Origin of the sequence: Pseudodesulfovibrio sp. JC047 (assembly GCF_010468615.1) — a bacterium.
In the GTDB taxonomy this organism is placed as follows: Bacteria; Desulfobacterota; Desulfovibrionia; order Desulfovibrionales; family Desulfovibrionaceae; genus Pseudodesulfovibrio.
Window position 1 is genome coordinate 122,594 of record NZ_WUEH01000009.1, and the last position, 16,900, is coordinate 139,493.

15 protein-coding genes are annotated in these 16,900 nt (G+C 51.5%); 13 read left to right on the plus strand and 2 right to left on the minus strand.

What is annotated here, in order from left to right; genetic code table 11:
• Positions 1-5 precede the first annotated feature (5 nt).
• Positions 6-515, plus strand: a complete 510-nt coding sequence (locus GO013_RS07925; protein ID WP_163809915.1) for a hypothetical protein — start codon at positions 6-8, stop codon at positions 513-515.
• A gap of 601 nt (positions 516-1,116) precedes the next feature.
• Here GO013_RS07925 and GO013_RS07930 read toward each other — a convergent pair.
• Both GO013_RS07930 and GO013_RS07935 read right to left on the minus strand, forming a co-directional pair.
• Positions 1,117-1,518 carry an Hpt domain-containing protein gene (locus GO013_RS07930; protein ID WP_203529458.1) on the minus strand — a complete coding sequence of 134 codons (402 nt, stop codon included), beginning with the start codon at positions 1,516-1,518 and terminating at the stop codon, positions 1,117-1,119.
• Positions 1,515-2,459: a chemotaxis protein gene (locus tag GO013_RS07935; protein ID WP_163809916.1), complete on the minus strand. Its 945-nt coding sequence runs from the start codon at positions 2,457-2,459 to the stop codon at positions 1,515-1,517. The genes GO013_RS07930 and GO013_RS07935 overlap by 4 nt, the downstream gene beginning before the upstream one ends.
• A gap of 241 nt (positions 2,460-2,700) precedes the next feature.
• Between GO013_RS07935 and GO013_RS07940 the strand changes: the two genes are divergently transcribed.
• The 12 genes from GO013_RS07940 (at position 2,701) to argH (ending at position 16,868) form a co-directional block, all read left to right on the plus strand.
• Complete coding sequence (locus GO013_RS07940; protein WP_163809919.1) at positions 2,701-5,658, plus strand: NAD-glutamate dehydrogenase domain-containing protein; 2,958 nt, start codon at positions 2,701-2,703, stop codon at positions 5,656-5,658.
• Between the two features lie 145 nt (positions 5,659-5,803).
• Positions 5,804-6,160 (plus strand): metalloregulator ArsR/SmtB family transcription factor, encoded by a 357-nt coding sequence (locus tag GO013_RS07945; RefSeq protein ID WP_163809921.1) that lies wholly within the window; start codon positions 5,804-5,806, stop codon positions 6,158-6,160.
• Between the two features lie 82 nt (positions 6,161-6,242).
• The gene (locus GO013_RS07950) at positions 6,243-7,340 is read left to right on the plus strand and encodes an SO_0444 family Cu/Zn efflux transporter (protein WP_163809923.1); all 1,098 of its coding nucleotides are present in this window, start codon (positions 6,243-6,245) and stop codon (positions 7,338-7,340) included.
• Positions 7,341-7,540: 200 nt separating this feature from the next.
• Entirely contained in the window at positions 7,541-8,467 is a 927-nt protein-coding gene (locus tag GO013_RS07955) for an ABC transporter substrate-binding protein (protein WP_163809925.1), read from the plus strand.
• A gap of 3 nt (positions 8,468-8,470) precedes the next feature.
• Positions 8,471-9,205, plus strand: a complete 735-nt coding sequence (locus GO013_RS07960) for an ABC transporter ATP-binding protein (RefSeq protein WP_163809927.1) — start codon at positions 8,471-8,473, stop codon at positions 9,203-9,205.
• Positions 9,199-9,963, plus strand: a complete 765-nt coding sequence (locus GO013_RS07965; protein WP_163809929.1) for an ABC transporter permease subunit — start codon at positions 9,199-9,201, stop codon at positions 9,961-9,963. The genes GO013_RS07960 and GO013_RS07965 overlap by 7 nt, the downstream gene beginning before the upstream one ends.
• A 51-nt stretch (positions 9,964-10,014) precedes the next feature.
• Positions 10,015-10,947 carry a PhoH family protein gene (locus GO013_RS07970; protein ID WP_163809931.1) on the plus strand — a complete coding sequence of 311 codons (933 nt, stop codon included), beginning with the start codon at positions 10,015-10,017 and terminating at the stop codon, positions 10,945-10,947.
• Positions 10,948-10,949: 2 nt separating this feature from the next.
• On the plus strand, positions 10,950-11,420 hold the full coding sequence (gene ybeY, locus GO013_RS07975) for an rRNA maturation RNase YbeY (protein ID WP_163809933.1): 471 nt from the start codon (positions 10,950-10,952) through the stop codon (positions 11,418-11,420).
• Between the two features lie 2 nt (positions 11,421-11,422).
• Complete coding sequence (locus tag GO013_RS07980; protein WP_163809935.1) at positions 11,423-12,997, plus strand: ATP-binding protein; 1,575 nt, start codon at positions 11,423-11,425, stop codon at positions 12,995-12,997.
• A gap of 324 nt (positions 12,998-13,321) precedes the next feature.
• Positions 13,322-14,221, plus strand: coding sequence for an ornithine carbamoyltransferase (gene argF, locus GO013_RS07985; protein ID WP_163809937.1), 900 nt, complete (start codon positions 13,322-13,324; stop codon positions 14,219-14,221).
• A gap of 23 nt (positions 14,222-14,244) precedes the next feature.
• Complete coding sequence (locus tag GO013_RS07990) at positions 14,245-15,477, plus strand: argininosuccinate synthase (protein ID WP_163809939.1); 1,233 nt, start codon at positions 14,245-14,247, stop codon at positions 15,475-15,477.
• A 5-nt stretch (positions 15,478-15,482) separates the two neighbouring features.
• Positions 15,483-16,868, plus strand: a complete 1,386-nt coding sequence (gene argH, locus GO013_RS07995) for an argininosuccinate lyase (RefSeq protein ID WP_163809941.1) — start codon at positions 15,483-15,485, stop codon at positions 16,866-16,868.
• Positions 16,869-16,900 lie beyond the last annotated feature (32 nt).

Consider the following 16,900-nt stretch of genomic DNA (forward strand, 5'->3'; position numbering starts at 1 on the left):
TAACAATGGATGAGAAGGTCTTACAGGAGCTGAAACTCGCTTTCGCCTGTGATGTGTACGAAACGGTGAAGGCTGCCCGGAAGAATCACGATGAACATGTTTTTCGTCACACCATGGCTGAAGAAAGTGGTCAGTTGGTTTTTGCTGGAATGTTCCCCAAGCAGGACCTCCTGCAATTCCCTAATCTGACAGAAGAATTCATCGCAAAGTTGCACACTTTCAATCTGCTCGGCATCATTACTGACGGTAAAAGTGGATTGGACATGTTCTATCTTGGCGGGATGAACAAACCCTTTACTTCTTTGACTGGTGGTCCCGAATTGGCCAAGATCTTGTCAGATGACCCACTCTTGGCCTTTCTGGAAATGTATTTTAAAATCAAGGGAATCATGATCGATTTCCGACTCATGAATTACGAAGAATTTGTCCGTGCCATCGAAAGCGAAGTCTTTAAGAATACCTCCTTTTCACAGATGAGCGAAGCACAGGATTTACTCAACATGACCAAGAATTAAGTTTTACTTGGGGGGGGCCTCCCGGCGGGCGCCTTCAGCGGGACCAGGACGCTGTCCTGGACCTGCCAAAGACCCCTTTGAAAAGGGGTCTCTGGACTCCCCGAAACTTTTTGTCGCTCGCTTCGCTCGAAGCTGTCGGCAGCGAAAGTTCATGCGGTTTTGGGAGAACGTTGTAAAAAATTAAATTTTTTACAGACTTTGTGGCTGTGATGGCTTTTTTTTGATTTCTTTTTATTCCATTTCTTCAATCTCACTCAAACGATGTCGTAGAGCTTCGCCGAAGGCGCGATAAAAAGTTCTGGAGGGGGCATCCAAAGGGGGAACCTCTTCCAAGAGGTTCCCCCTTTGGCCGTCGGAGACATTCTTTAAGTCATTAATATTTTGCAAGAATGTTGCGCAAAGATTTTGAAACTCATTGTTTCTTGTCATTGTAATTTTTTTGATTTTCCCATTTCTTCAATCCTACTCAAACGATGTCGTAGAGCCTCGCCGAAGGCGCGATAAGAAGTTCTGGAGGGGGAATCCAAAGGGGGAACCTCTTCCAAGAGGTTCCCCCTTTGGCCGTCGGAGACATTCTTAAAAAATAGGTGACCCCACCTTTTTATTGCTCGGCGAGTGTCTTTTGTGTTGCGACGTCCAGCATGTGCTTGTGAAGTCGGATGGAGATGGTGTCGCTATTTTCGATATTCTCGATGAGTTCACGGAGTTTATCGATGGATTCAAGCGATGCAGTGATGATAAGTTCGCTTGGTGTGAGTTGGCTTTTTCGAATCATTTCCAACACGTTTTCCAGTTTGTGCGCCAATTCTTCGATGGTGGAGAGTTCGAGCAGATTGGCGCCGGCTTTGACAGAGTGGGCGTCACGAAAGATTGAATTGATAGTTTCAGGATCGCAATCCAGGCCACATTCTTCCAAATGCAAAAGGCCCGACTCGATGGAGTCGAGCCGTTCGGCTGTTTCTTCTAAGAAGATTTCGAGGACTTCGTCACCGCGTTGAATCAATCTATGCCACCTTCGATGAGGTTGATTGCGATTTGGGGAATGGTGTGCAGATCTGGTTTGGATATCTGCCTGTCTGCACCGACCGAATCGCCTTTGTGCTTGAGTTCTTTCGTAATAATAGAAGAGTACAGTATTACGGGAAGGTCTTGCAAAAGTGGGTCGTCCTTGATGTTCTTGGTCAGACTGAATCCATCCATAAGTGGCATTTCGATGTCCGAGATAACGATATCGACGTATTCGTTGATCGCTTTGCCTTCGGTTTTGGCCTTGTCGCGGAGTTCCCAGATGGTGCGCAGGGCCTCGTCTCCGTTGGTCGTCATAATCGGATTGAAGTTTGCTTCCGAGAGGTTTTGTTTGATCATGGCGCGGATCGTGGCGGAGTCGTCGGCTATGAGCACGTTGTAGCGGGTGTCCGAGACAGCGGCTTCTTCGCCACTTGCGGGTTCGAATTGTGTGAGAATGGTTTCCAGATCGAGAAGTTGGACGAAATAGTCGCCCTTGTCGATCAGGCCGATAATGGCGTCGGTATTACTGGAAATGATGTTTGAGGGAGGAATGACTTCACCCCAGCCCACACGGTGAATTTCCGTGACACCAGAAACCAGGAAGCCGGTAACCGATTTGCTGAATTCCGTCACGATGACGATATCCCGTTCGGTTTTTGGCATGTCGAGTTCCAGCCAGACAGACAAGTCAAGCACCGGAAGGATCAGATCACGCAAGGGAATGGTCCCCATGAAAGAAGGATGGGGGGCTGATTCCGGCGGATCGAGGTTTGGTGTCTCGATGACTTGCATGACCTTGGCCACGTTTATTCCAAAGAAGTTGGGAACAGGTTCTTCGCCTTCTTTACGGATTTCATTAATATAGAACTCGAGGATTTCGAGTTCATTGGTTCCTGTTTCCAACAAGATTCCGGTATCTATTGCGCTTTTGCTCATGAAAGGTCTCCCAATCCGGTTCATATCGTCGCTTTCAGCTAAGTTCCAGTTATATACGCTGTCAAGAATTTTATGTCCACGCTGTTGGCGGGTCTTGTGTGAATTTATAATGTCTTCATGGTTAGTTGGGCGTGAAAAAAAAGATGTGAGTTTTTTTCTTACAACCCCTTGACGTATTGCTTGAGCCAATGCACAAGAATATTGATTAAAACTGTTCATAAAAATCTAATGGAGATGCAGAATGAGCGAAAAAATCACCGTTGATCCGACAATTGTTCAGAAAAAGGTCATGGACAGACTTGAAGAGTCGGCTTCGGATGTTATCCCGTGGTTCTACGAGAATATGCCCGAATACTACTTCCTTACCCATGGCGAAGAAGAACAATTGGCACATGTCAGAGCACTGCTTTCAGGGATGGTCCGTAAGGAAAAACAGTCTTTGGCCTTGCGCAGTCCGTGTGGAACAAAGGTGACACATCTCACTCCGGGCGGAGATATGGACGCCCTGGCCGGGGTTCTCAAGGGATACCGTGATAAGGATATTCAGATCGCTCGTATTTATGCGAGCCATGATGATTCATTGCGCCTTGATACGTTTGTTTTCGGGCCGCAACCTGCGTGTGATGCGGACGCGCAATCCGTCAAGGACGTGATGGGACTGGTTCGCGAGGGCGTGGTAGACCTTGGTGGAGGCGATGGTGGTGAATTCAGCAACTTCATTGGTTCCGTGAGTGAAGATTATATCGAGAAATTTGAACCAGGTCGGGCATTGCGACATTTCAGCACCTGTGGGTGTGTGGAAAGCCAGGAACGGGTTCAGGTCCTGTTGGAAAAAGGGGTCCATTCCGGGTTTGACCGGATCAGTATCGCCATGGCCAACCCGCCGAGAACCGCATTGTTGTTACGTGTCGTCAATGTGTTTGCCCGCGAAAAGATCCCTGTTGACCGGGCGTACTCCGATCAATTCGATCGCGGAGACAAACCGCCTGTGGCGATCATGAGTTTTTATCTGGATACACAGCGGATTGATTTGGATGAATCTGGTGAACAATGGTTGCGTCTGAAACGGCAGCTTGAGATGACCAAATGGTTTGCCCCGCATGGATTGGAAGCTCTGGCATATGAAGAAGGATGGGAATTGGAACAGGTCATGCTGATGCAGGCCGCGGGTGAATTTGCGCATCAGTTCTTGATTAAGAAAAATCTCCATGCGTACACGTCCGACCGGATTGTTTATGTCCTTTTGAAACACCGGGACGTTGCCCAAAAATTGTTTGATTATTTCGAGGCCCGTTTCGATCCTGATTTTATTGGTGATCGGCAGCCATACATGGCTGAGAAACGGACCATTGCCCGGGCCGCGATTCGGGATGTCGGGAATTCCATTCACCGGGATATCTTGACATATATCTATAAATTCTTCCGTTATACGGTGCGGACAAATTATTATCTGGAACACAAACTCGGATTGAGTTTCCGTCTTGATCCGCTGATTTTGGCTCCGATGCCTCGGAGCGAACGGCCATTTGGTATTTATTGTTTTCACGGTCCGTACAGCTTCGGTTTTCAGGTGCGATATCGCGATACGGCGCGTGGCGGGGTTCGTGTGGTCCGGACGTGGAGCCAGGAAGGATTCGAGGTGGAATCCAACAGGCTTTTTGACGAAGTGACCAAACTCGCGTCGGCACAACAGTTCAAGAATAAGGATATCCCGGAGGGCGGGTCCAAGGCCGTCATTCTGCTCGGCCCGGATGGTGATATTGATCTGGCCGTGAAATCCATGGTTGATTCGTTGCTGGATTTGTTGATTATCCCCGAGGGAACAGACGGATTTGTCCAGCCGCGTATCGTGGATTATCTGAATCGTGAAGAGATCATCTTCCTTGGCCCGGATGAGAATATTACCCCCGATCATATTCGGTGGATCGCAGCGCGAGCACAGCAGCGCGGGTACAAATGGCCGAGTGCCTTCATGAGTTCAAAGCCGGGTGCGGGTATTGCGCACAAGGAATATGGCGTGACTTCCGAAGGGGTCATTGTCTTTGCCGATGAACTGTTGCGCACGTTGGGCATTGATCCAAAAAACGAATCTTTTACGGTCAAGATCACCGGCGGTCCGGCTGGTGACGTGGCGTCCAACGTCATGCGGTTCCTGATGCGCGACTATGGTGCGAATGCACAGATTGTGGCCATGACCGATGGACATGGTGCGGTGTATGACCCGGATGGAATGGACCATGCGGAATTGCTTCGGTTGATGGATGGAGAGTACAAGACCGCTGATTTTGATCCGTCGAAATTGACGGGCGAGGGCGCCTTTGTGGTCTCAACGGACGAGCCTGATGGTACCCGTATCCGCAATACGCTCCACAATACGGCGGTGGCCGATATCTTTATTCCGTCAGGTGGACGGCCAGATACGATCAATATGTCGAACTGGAAGGAGTTCTTGCAAAAGGATGGCACGCCGTCCGCCCGAGGACTGGTGGAAGGAGCGAATATCTTCATTTCAACAGAGGCTCGTGCAGAAATGGAAAAGGCCGGAGTCTTGGCCGTGCCCGGACCGTCTGCGAATAAGACTGGCGTCATCTGTTCTTCCTATGAAATCCTGGCTGGGTTGGTGCTCAACGAGGAAGAATTCCTTGAAATCAAAGACGAGTATGTTGCCCAGTTGATTGAAATTCTGCGGGAACGCGCTCGGGACGAGGCGCAAGTTCTGATGCGTGAATTCAAGCTGGCCGGTGGGAACCGAACTATCACGGAATTGTCGTTTGAATTGTCCGAATCAATCAATTCATTGGCCGATAGAGTGGCCCGGGTTCTGGATGAATCCGTGGAGACCGTGGCGGCTGATCCCGAGTTGGCAGAGGTCCTGTTATCCTATTGCCCGGCCGTGTTTGCGGAAAAATACAGGGATCGAATTGTGAATGATCTTCCCCGAGGCCATCAACTCGCTTTGCTGGCGTCCTTTGTTTCCGCAAAAATGTTGTATCAGGAAGGCATGGGGTGGGCTGACCATCTGGTCGAGTTACGGGATGTTCGTGATGTGCTTTTCAGCTATCTCGCACAGGAAAAGATCGTGGCGACACTCCTTGCGGAAGTCAGGAGTGCTGGCTTGGACAACAGTGAATTGATTGTTGAAATATTGGAAGCTTCGGCACGGAAACAATTGACCTTGAGCAAACTTGGCCTTGGTTAACAAAATCTGTTCTTGAAAGACAGCGGTTCCCGGTGAAACACGTTCATCGGGAACCGTTTTTTTGTCGCACCTCAAGAGCCTTGACAAAGTGGAGGGCAGACCGTATTCTAACTACAGATGAACAACTACTCATGTGAGGCAAATTATGTCCAATATGGCATGTAGCAACACGGAACAACACGAAAAAAATGTGGCCATGGCCAAAGAAAAGATGCTGTCGGAAAGAGAATTCCTTTTTCTCGCGGAACTTTTCAAGGCGCTTGGCGATTATACGCGTGTTCGTATTTTGTACGCCTTGTCCGTGGGGGAGTTGTGCGTGTGTGCGTTGGCCGAGGTTCTGGATATGTCCCAGTCTGCCATCTCGCACCAATTACGTTTGCTTCGGGCCGCCAAGCTCGTGCGGTATCGTAAGGAAGGAAAGAACGTTTTTTATTCTTTGGACGATGACCATGTGCGTAATCTGGTCAAGCAAGGGCTTGAACATGTCAGAGAACAGGGTTGAGATGCCCTGTCCTCTTTTTTTTATTAAATCCTATGAATATTTACTCATGTATGAATGTTTTAACGATTGAGAAGAGATAACTATGATAGAGACAACACTGCACATTCTTGACGCGTCCTGGGGCGTTCTGGTTGAGGCTGGCCCCTATCTTTTGTTTGGTTTTTTTGTGGCAGGATTGCTCAAGGGATTTGTGCCTGACAAATATATGGCGCGGCATCTCGGGAAAAAGTCTGTTGGGTCGATTTTCAAGGCTGCGATTGTCGGCGTTCCGTTGCCCTTGTGTTCCTGCGGCGTGTTGCCCACGGCGTTGGGTCTTCGTAAACAGGGCGCGAGTAAAGGGGCGACTACGGCTTTCATGATTTCCACACCTGAAACCGGCGTGGACTCCATGGCCGTTACCTATGCGCTCATCGATCCCATTATGACTGTGATTCGTCCAGTTGCAGCGTCCATCACCGCAGTTTTTGCCGGAGTGCTGGTCAATGCGTTTCCGGACAAGGAAGAGCCTTTGCCCATGGCCCACATCGCGGCGCCGGTTACGGGGTGCGGATCTGGCGGGTGCGGGTGCAGTGGAGACCAATGTGATGTGCCAGCGGCTTCCGGCGTTGTCGCCCGGTTTCGGGTGGGAATGCAGTATGCCTTTGGTGAAATGATTGCCGACATCGGTCGTTGGTTGCTGATTGGCGTGGTGATTGCTGGTATCATTTCGGCGATCGTTCCGGCTGATGCGTTGGATCAATATGTTGGAACAGGTTTTTTATCCTATCTTGTCATGTTGGTCGTGGCTTTGCCCTTGTATGTTTGCGCTACGGCATCCACTCCAATTGCGGCCTCCCTGTTGTTAAAAGGATTGTCTCCGGGGGCGGCATTGGTTTTTTTGCTGGCCGGTCCTGCGACCAACGGAGCGACGATCACGGTTATGCTCAAGACATTGGGAAAACGGGCGGCAGGGATGTATGTCGTGTCCATTGTCGTGTGTTCTCTGGCGTTGGCCTGGGCAACGGATATGCTGTATAGTGCGCTTGGGTTGGATATCACCGCTGTGGTTGGTGAAGTCTCAGAGATTTTGCCTCATTGGGTGGGAGTTTCGTCCGCTGTGATCACGCTGGTCCTGGTCGGGTGGAGTTGTATTCGACGACATAACCATAATCATGACCACGACCATGCGCAAACGCATTAAGTGTGTGCTTTTAGATTGCGAAGGGTATAGCCTTGGGCTGATTTCAGTGGAAGGATATAACCGTTGTTGGTAAAAAGGGAAGAGGGCGCTGTCGGCGTTTCTGATTCCATGAAAAAGCGGAGCGGTTGTTGACCGTTCCGCTTTTCTTTCTTATGCAGTGCATGTTCATTGCATAGCCAATAAAATGAAGGGGAAATGGAATGAGAAAGATTCTGGCCATCATGGTTTTCATATTCGCGTTTAGCGGGATTGCCCAAGCGGAGCCTGTCCATATCCGATTCGGGATTCTCCCTGTGATCGATACCTTACCGTTGCAGGTGGGGGTGCAGGACAGGCTGTTTGAAAAACATGGCATTGATATGGAATTGATTCAGTTCGCGTCTGCGCTTGAGCGGGATACCGCCATGCAGGCCGGACAGTTGGATGGATATTTTGGTGATCTTGTTGCGACTTATCTGCTCATCAATCAGGGGGTGCCTATGCGTATTGCCCTGACATCGTGGCGCACGACTCCCGGATTTCCCATGTTTGGCATTGCCTTGTCTCCAGCCAACAAGGACTTGGATTTTGCGGCCATGAAAGGGCGGACCTTGGGCCTGTCAAAATCGTCGGTCATGGAATTTCTTGCCGATAAAATGGAACAGCAGCTTGGCGCGGATTCACGGCATTTTTCTCTGCTTGAAATCAAGAAAATTCCCATTCGTCTCCAGATGCTCATGACCAATCAGCTTGATAGCGCATTGTTGCCCGAACCACTGTTGTCCTTGGCCCGACTCAAGGGGGGCGGACAGCTTGCGACGGCGGAACAGCTCAATGTGCCGTTGACAGTGCTGTGTCTTCATGATTCGTATTTTGCGGATAATGCCGAGAGCTATGGCAAGTTCATCGCCGCGTACAAGGAAGCCGTGCAGCGATTGCATGACACTCCGGAAAAGTATCGGTCACTCATGGCACAGACCTGCCGTATTCCCAAGCCGCTCATGGCCGAATTCCCGATGTATCCATATCCCATGCCTTCTCTGCCGTCGGCTGTAGAATTGGATGAGGTGCAAACCTGGATGGTGGCCAAGGGGCTGCTGACCTCCAAGGTTCCAGATGAAACCGCGTTGTCCCCGATTCTCCCTTAGCATATGTTACAGGCTGAGAATCTCGGAAAATCATACAACGGCCAGGCCGTTCTCGAACATGTCTCCTTCACCCTTGGGCAGGAGGAGACCTTGGCTGTGGTGGGACCGTCAGGGTGCGGTAAGACCACGTTGTTGTACCTGTTGAGTGGGTTGACCACACCGGATACCGGACGGATTTTGCTTGAGGGACGTCAGGTCGATGGCCCTTCGTCGGATATTTCGATTATTTTACAGGATTACGGTTTGTTACCGTGGCAAAATGTGATTGATAACGTGGCCCTTGGCCTGAAAATTCAGGGGATGGGCCGGAGCGAACGACTTTCCCTGGCTCGGAAACAGTTGACCGAGGTGGGGATTCTTGGCCGTGAAGAGGATTATCCTGCCGGGTTGAGTGGTGGGGAGCAGCAGCGGGTGGCCATTGCCCGCGCCTTTGTCACCAAGCCTCGGCTGATGTTGCTGGATGAGCCGTTTTCTTCGTTGGATGCCTTGACCCGGGAACGATTGCAACGGGCATTGCTTGAAGTCTGGAAGGTGCGCAAGGTTCCCTTTGTGCTGGTGACCCATTCGCTTGAAGAAGCCGTGGTGCTCGGCAAGCGGATCATGGTCATGTCCGGCCGTCCGGCCAGTCCCGTGGCGGTTTTTGACAATCCCGGCTTCGGGGATGAATCCATTCGGGATACCGAAGCATGTTTTTCCCTGCTCAAGAAGTTGCGGCATACCGTGGAGGATCTATGGTAAGCCTGTTCAAAGCCTGTCTTCGATATGGCCTTGTGGTCCTTGTGGTCGGCATTTTGTGGAAATTTGCTGCGATTGGTATGGGTGGGATTATTCTTCCGCACCCGGAAGATGCGCTTCGGGCCTTTTTAGAGGCCATGACCACGGGGATTTTCTGGGAACATTTTTTCGTCAGCGGATATCGGGCGGTCATGGCCATGCTGTTGGCATGGATAACAGCCTTTCCGCTGGGGTTGATAATGGGCAGCATGAAACGTGTTGACGCCGTGCTTGCTCCGTTTGTCTTCTTGACCTACCCCATTCCGAAAATCGTGCTGCTGCCGGTATTTCTTCTCTTGTTGGGATTGGGTGATACTGCGAAGATTGCCATGATCGGATTGATTCTCGGGTATCAGATATTGGTGACGACCCGGGATGGCGTTCGCTCCATTCACCCGAAATATTACGATTCCGTTCGTTCCTTGGGTGGGTCGCATCTGGATGTCTTGCGGGAGGTGCTGCTTCCGGCGGCTCTGCCTCATGGATTTACCGCATTGCGACTGGGAACCGGGGTGGCCGTGGCCGTGCTCTTCTTTGTGGAATCTTTTGCCACCACACGAGGGCTAGGATATATGATAATGGATGCGTGGGGGGCCATGGATTATTTGACCATGTTTTCCGGCATTCTGGGTATGAGCCTGATGGGCGCAGCCCTGTACGAAATAGCAAATTTTCTTGAACGCAGAGCCTGCCAATGGATGTTTCTGCGAAACAAAGATTAATCGGAGGAAAAGATTCTGTCTTCCACGAAACTCGAATTTGATAACGGCCATATGGCAAGTCAGTTGTTTGGGCCGCACAATCAACATCTCAAACTGCTTGGTGAACGAATTGGTGTGACTTTGGGAAGCCGTGGGAACACGGTGATTATTGGTGCGTCAGATGGAGATGAAGCCAAGGCCAGTCTGGCTGCCCAGGTTTTGTCCCAACTGTATGCCATGATTCAGAAAGGAAAATCCGTGTATCCCCAGGATGTGGATTTTGCCTGTCGTATCCTTGAACGGCAGCCGTCTGCGGACATCGGTGAAATTTTCAAGGGCAATGTGTATGCGACGTCCGGTAAACGGACTGTTTCTCCAAAGTCCTTGACGCAGCAAGAATATCTGGATGCCATTCGGGATTCGGATATGACTTTTGGAATTGGTCCGGCCGGGACCGGCAAGACCTATTTGGCTGTTGCCATGGCCGTGGGTGCGTTGGTTCGTCGGGAAGTCAAACGGATTATCTTGACTCGACCAGCCGTTGAGGCCGGTGAAAAACTCGGATTTTTGCCCGGGGATTTGACCGAAAAAATCAATCCGTATCTGCGTCCTCTGTATGACGCTCTGCACGACATGCTCGATTTCGCTAAGGTGCAGGATTATCAGGAATCCGGGGTGATCGAAATCGCACCGCTGGCCTTCATGCGCGGGCGCACACTCAATGATGCATTTATTATTCTCGATGAAGCGCAGAACACGACTCCTGAACAGATGAAAATGTTTTTGACCCGTCTGGGATTTGGGTCCAAGGCCGTTATCACGGGCGACGTGACGCAGATCGATTTGCCGATTCATGCCAAGTCCGGCCTGCTTCAAGCGCGAAAGGTTCTGGACGGTGTGTCCGGGGTGCGGTTTATCACGTTCAATGAGCACGATGTCATTCGGCATCCGTTGGTTGGACGGATTGTCCATGCCTATGACGCACACGAAGGAAGCGGACAATAGCCATGAACGATGCGGTCAGGCTTGTCAGCAGGGTGCAACTCGATCCGCAATTCCCTTTGTCTAAAAGGGAGTTGCGTGAGGTGTGTGCGATGCTTCTGGATGTCTTGGGGCTTGAAGGGCGAACCTTTTCCCTGACATTGGTCGATGATCGTGAAATTGCTGGGGTGAATGCGACGTTCCTTGGCTGCACGGGGCCGACCAATATTTTGAGCTTTCCTGATTCGGATGGGGAAGCCATGATGAGCGGTATGGACGACGAGGATTCTCTGGGAGAACTGATGTTGTCTGTGGATACCCTGGCGCGGGAGACTTTTTTGTATGGTCAACAGCCTTTGGAACATCTGGCGCGATTGTTGGCGCATGGATTGTTGCATTTGGCGGGATTCGACCACGGTGAAGCGATGTTTGACCTGACGGATGGCGCGGTTGACATGATACTTTTGCAATACGGGACAAACGATATCGGAGAATGAGCATGGCACGACGAAGACACATACGTGGTAAGGAATTGTATCGACTCGTTTTTTCAGGTGTTATCTTCGTTGTGGCTGCGGTGGGTGCCCTGGCGTATTGGGGCGTGCGTGAAATCCGGCAGGATGCAGCTGTGGTTGCCGTGGAGAGTTCGGCCCGTGGTTTGTCCGGTGCGGTGACCGTGCTGCTCAATGCCGTGAGAAATTCCAACGATGAAATGAGCGACGGCACCCTGTCCAGTCTGAAGCCAAAGGCGTTACGCAAGGAATTTCGAGATCTTTTCGAGAAACATTCATCGGTGAAAGCGGTGTTGGTCAGTGATGGTCAGGGGATGCGATACATGCTTGCCCGACATGGTCAGGGGATTGTTGAAGTCCTTTCGGGCGAAGACCATTCGACCCCCATGACATGGACGCTTTTCAAGAGTGACGGGTCAACAGATACAGCCTTTAGCGGATGGAATATCGACAGGGCCGCCGTCGATCAGGTCTTGGCCGATGAATTCGCTTATCTCAAACCCGGTGAAGTGAATTGGCGTAGTGCCAGCCAAGCGTTTAACGCTCGGGAATCATTGGTGTCCGCCTCTTCGTTGATGGAGACCGAGCAGGGCAGCAAAGTTATGGTGTCCTTTGCCTTTCCCGTGTCCGGGGTGGTCTCTCAGCTCGGGGGCGCAGAACGAGGCGGAGCCGAACGGGTCTTTTTGTATTGGAATGATGGGACTGCCCTCCCTGTGGCTGGATTGGGTGTCGAAGGACGAGCTGTCGACCCCACAACTCGCTCCCTGTCTGCTTCGGAAATTGCTGATCCGGTTATTGCCAGAGCCGTTTCTGATTTGGCGGCTTTGGGAACGGTGCCGGAAACCCCGCTTTCGTTTGTTTATGAGCGTGAGGTCTGGTGGACCTACGCACTGCCGCTGTCCATCTTTGGAGATACCATGTCCCTCGGGGTGGTTGTCCCTCGGGCCAACGTGGTTTCAACCTTGACCAGTGATTCATTCTTGCAGGGCGGAGCGACTGCCTTGATTCTTATCGCGGCTTTGATGCTGTTTATTTTGCATCGAAATCGCAGCCGGATCGAGGCGCTCGGATTGCGGCGGGAAGCAGCGGTAACCGAGGCGGATGTGCTTGATTTGGTCGCGTCCGGGGAGAGTGGACGGTTGGAATTCAAACAGACATTGCGATTCAATTTGAAGTCCGGGAAAAATGGACGTGAAATAGAACATGCCAGTCTGAAAACCGTGTCTGCTTTCATGAACTCCGATGGCGGAACTCTCTTGGTCGGGGTGGCCGATGACGGGACTATCGCCGGATTCGAGGAAGACAAGTTCGGGACGTCGGATCACGCCTTGCTCCATTTTAACAATTTGGTCAATCAGCATGTCGGTCCTGAATTCACTCGGTACATTGATACGGCGATTATTCAGGTGCACGGAGTGGATATCTTGCGGATTCACTGTGTCCCAGCCCCGACGCCAGCGTTGTTGGATATGAAAAAGGGTGAAGAATTCTACGTCCGAAGCGGTCCTGCAAGCCGGAGTCTGAGCCTCAGCCAATTCTATGAATGGCTCAAGGAACATTGAGTTTTTTCTTCTTTCGCTGGCAGAAATTATGTATTGAGCGCGTTTTTTTCATTCAGAGGATGACCGTTCTGAGGCCTCTTTCCTTGGCCTGGAGAATGGCTGAACTGTGGTTCGTGTCGCCAGTCGTGTCGTCAGGGTGGATGAGGGTGGTTTGATCCGGTGACGAAAAGAAATGTATTGTGATGACATCATGGGCCGCAGACCGTGGTGTCACGCCATTTTCTGTCTAATATCGTTCCCCCAAATTCCTTTACATTCATAATGATATGGGACACACTCCGACTCTTTCACTATAAATGGCAATCGAGATGGAGAAAATGTACGATGCCCAAACATTTTTTGACTATTCTGGACATCCCCAGGGATGAGGCCAAGCAGGTGTTGCTTCGGGCAAAAGAGATGAAGGACAACAACGTTCGTACCGATCTCTTGGCCGGCAAGACCGTGCTTTTGGTTTTCGAAAAAGCATCCACCAGGACCCGCGTGTCCTTTGAGGTGGGCGTGCGTCAACTCGGTGGTGACCCCGTGTTTATTACAGCCAGGGACTCACAGCTGGGACGCAGCGAACCATTGAAAGATACCGCACGGGTTCTTTCCCGATTTGCGGACGGTCTCATCGTGCGAACATTCGGCCAGGAGAAGTTGGAAACCCTGGTCGAATATGGTGATATCCCGGTAGTTAACGCCCTGACAGACGAGTACCATCCGTGTCAGATCATGGCGGATATGTTGACGATGTATGAGCGGACTCCGAAGTTGGAAGACCTCAAGGTCGCCTGGGTCGGAGATGGCAATAACATGGTGCATTCCTTTATTAATGGGTCTGCGACATTTGGCTATGAATTGGTTGTTGCCTGTCCTGAAGGATACGAGCCTGATCCGGCGTTGCTGGACGTGGGTGTGAATGCAGGGGCCAAGGTGACGCTGGTGCGTGACCCGGCCGAAGCCGTGCGTGGTGCGCACTATGTGAATACGGACGTCTGGGCCTCCATGGGGCAGGAAGACGAACAGAAAAAGCGGGAAGCCGCATTTGCCGGATTTGAAGTGACCACAGATTTGATGGCCAAAGCCGCTGATGACGCCAAGTTCATGCATTGCCTGCCAGCCCATCGGGGTGAGGAAGTTTCGGAAACTGTTTTTGAAAGCCCGGCATCCATTGTCTGGGACCAGGCCGAAAACAGATTGCACATGCAAAAAGCCATTCTTGAATGGATTTATTCATAATTGAGAGAAGAGAGATTAAGAGAATGAACAAGATAGAAAAGGTCGTTCTGGCCTACTCCGGAGGGTTGGATACCTCCATTATTCTGAAATGGATCAAAACCAACTATGATTGCGAAGTCGTTACCATGACCGCCGACCTTGGTCAGGGCGAAGAAATGGACGGCATTGAAGAAAAGGCGCTTTCTACGGGTGCGGTCAAGGCATACGTGGAAGATATGCGCGAAGAGTTCGTGCGGGATTACGTCTTCCCCATGTTCCGTGCCAATGCTTTGTATGAAGGCCGGTATCTGCTTGGTACCGCCATTGCCCGTCCGTTGATTTCCAAACGCATGGTCGAAATTGCGGAAATGGAAGGTGCGCAGGCCGTGTCGCATGGTGCGACTGGCAAGGGCAACGACCAGGTCCGTTTCGAACTGGCCACCATGGCCTTGAATCCCCGGTTGCAGACCATTGCCCCATGGCGTGAATGGGACCTGAAGTCGCGGACCGATCTCATGAATTTTGCGCGGGAAAACGGGATTTCCATTCCGGTTAGCCGGAAGAAACCCTGGTCCATCGATGCCAACCTGCTGCATACCTCGTTTGAAGGTGGCGAGTTGGAAGATCCGTGGAACGCTCCCGGCCCGGACTGTTATCGGAATATCACGCCGCCTGAGATGTGCCCGGATGAACCGGAAGAGATCTCCATTGATTTCGAAGCCGGTGATCCCATTGCCATCAATAACGTGAAATATTCTCCGGCAGCCTTGCTGGCCAAACTCAATCAGTTGGGTGGCAAGCATGGTATTGGCCGTGTCGATATGGTGGAAAACCGTTTCGTGGGCATGAAGTCCCGTGGCGTGTATGAAACCCCGGGTGGCACCATTCTGGCCGCTGCTCATCGCGACCTTGAAGGGTTGTGCATGGATCGTGAAATGATGCATCTGCGTGACAGCCTGATTCCAAAATATGCCGAAATGGTGTATTATGGATATTGGTTCTCGCCTGAGCGCGAAGCCTTGCAGGCCATGATCGACAAGTCTCAAGAGAAAGTCACCGGAACCGTTCGGGTTAAATTGTACAAAGGCAATTGCGTTCCGTTGGGTCGTAAGTCTCCGTTCTCCCTGTACAGTCCGGAACTGGCGACGTTCGAGGAGGATTATGTGTACGATCAGGCCGATGCCGAAGGCTTTATCAAGCTGGTTGGCCTCAGGCTCAAGGGTCGGATGCAGCAGTTCAAATGGGGCGGCAAAGAGTCCGAAGAATCCTGCGAGTAAATTATATGGCAGATAAAAAAATGTGGGGCGGGCGGTTCGCAGAAGGAACCGCCGCTTCCATGGAAGCATATTCCGAATCCGTGTCCTATGACCGTCGCCTCTATGCCGAGGATATCCGAGGATCGCAGGCCCATGCTCGCGTGTTGGCCAAACAGGGTTTCTTGACCGAAGACGAGGCCAAAATCTTGTGTGATGGTCTGGATCAGGTCAAGGCCGAGATCGAATCCGGTGATTTTGTCTGGAAGACCGAGATGGAAGATGTCCACATGAACATCGAATCCCGGCTGACCGAAATCATCGGTCCATTGGGCGGTAAATTGCACACCGCACGGAGCCGGAACGATCAGGTGGCCCTTGATTTCAGGCTTCATGTGGCGACGCGTCTGGCTGAATGGCAGCAGGCATTGGCCGCGCTGGTCGAGGTCTTTGTCGCACGCGCCGAGGAGCATCGGGAGACCATGCTTCCCGGGTGTACCCATTTCCAACCCGCTCAACCTGTGAGTCTGGCGCATCATCTGTTGGCCTATTGCCAGATGTTCAAGCGTGATCATGAGCGGGTGACCGACTGCCTCAAGCGTGTCCGTGTGATGCCGCTGGGGGCCGCAGCTTTGGCCGGGACCACGCATCCGGTGAATCCGCAGGCCGTGGCTGATGATTTGGGAATCGACACCATTTTTGCCAATTCCATGGATGCAGTGTCCGATCGTGACTTTGTGCTTGAGGCCGTGTTTGCCGGGAGCCTTGTCATGACGCATCTTTCCAGGATGTGTGAAGAAATCATCATCTGGGCCAATCCGAATTTCGGGTATGTGAAGTTACCGGATCAGTATTCCACTGGTTCGTCCATCATGCCTCAGAAAAAGAATCCTGACGCCTGTGAAATCATGCGTGGCAAGACCGGGCGTGTTGTCGGCTCCCTGATGGGGCTGCTCGTGCTTATCAAGGGCTTGCCCATGACGTATAATCGGGACATGCAGGAGGACAAGGAGCCGTTTTTTGACGCGGACAAGACTGTTTCGGCATCGTTGGCGATTATGGCCGATATGTTCAAGCAGATCGAATTCGTGCCGGAAAACATGGCGGCCACCGTCAAACGTGGCTTTTTGAACGCTACCGAGTTGGCTGATTATTTGGCTGCCAAAGGTATTCCTTTTCGCGAGGCGCATCACATTACCGGTGCTGTGGTCGCTCATGCGGAGCAGGAAGGATGTGGTATCGAGGATTTGGCTCTTTCGGATTTGCATCATTTTTCCAAGGATATCGGAGAGGATGTCTTTGGCGTGTTGGATTATGCGACTGCCATCGAACGGCGAACGTCTCCAGGCGGAACTGGTCCCGCGTCCGTGGCGGTGCAGATTAAGGCCTTGAAAGCGTGGACCAAATCGGTGTAACAGATGAAATGAAGGGAATTTTCCCTGTATCT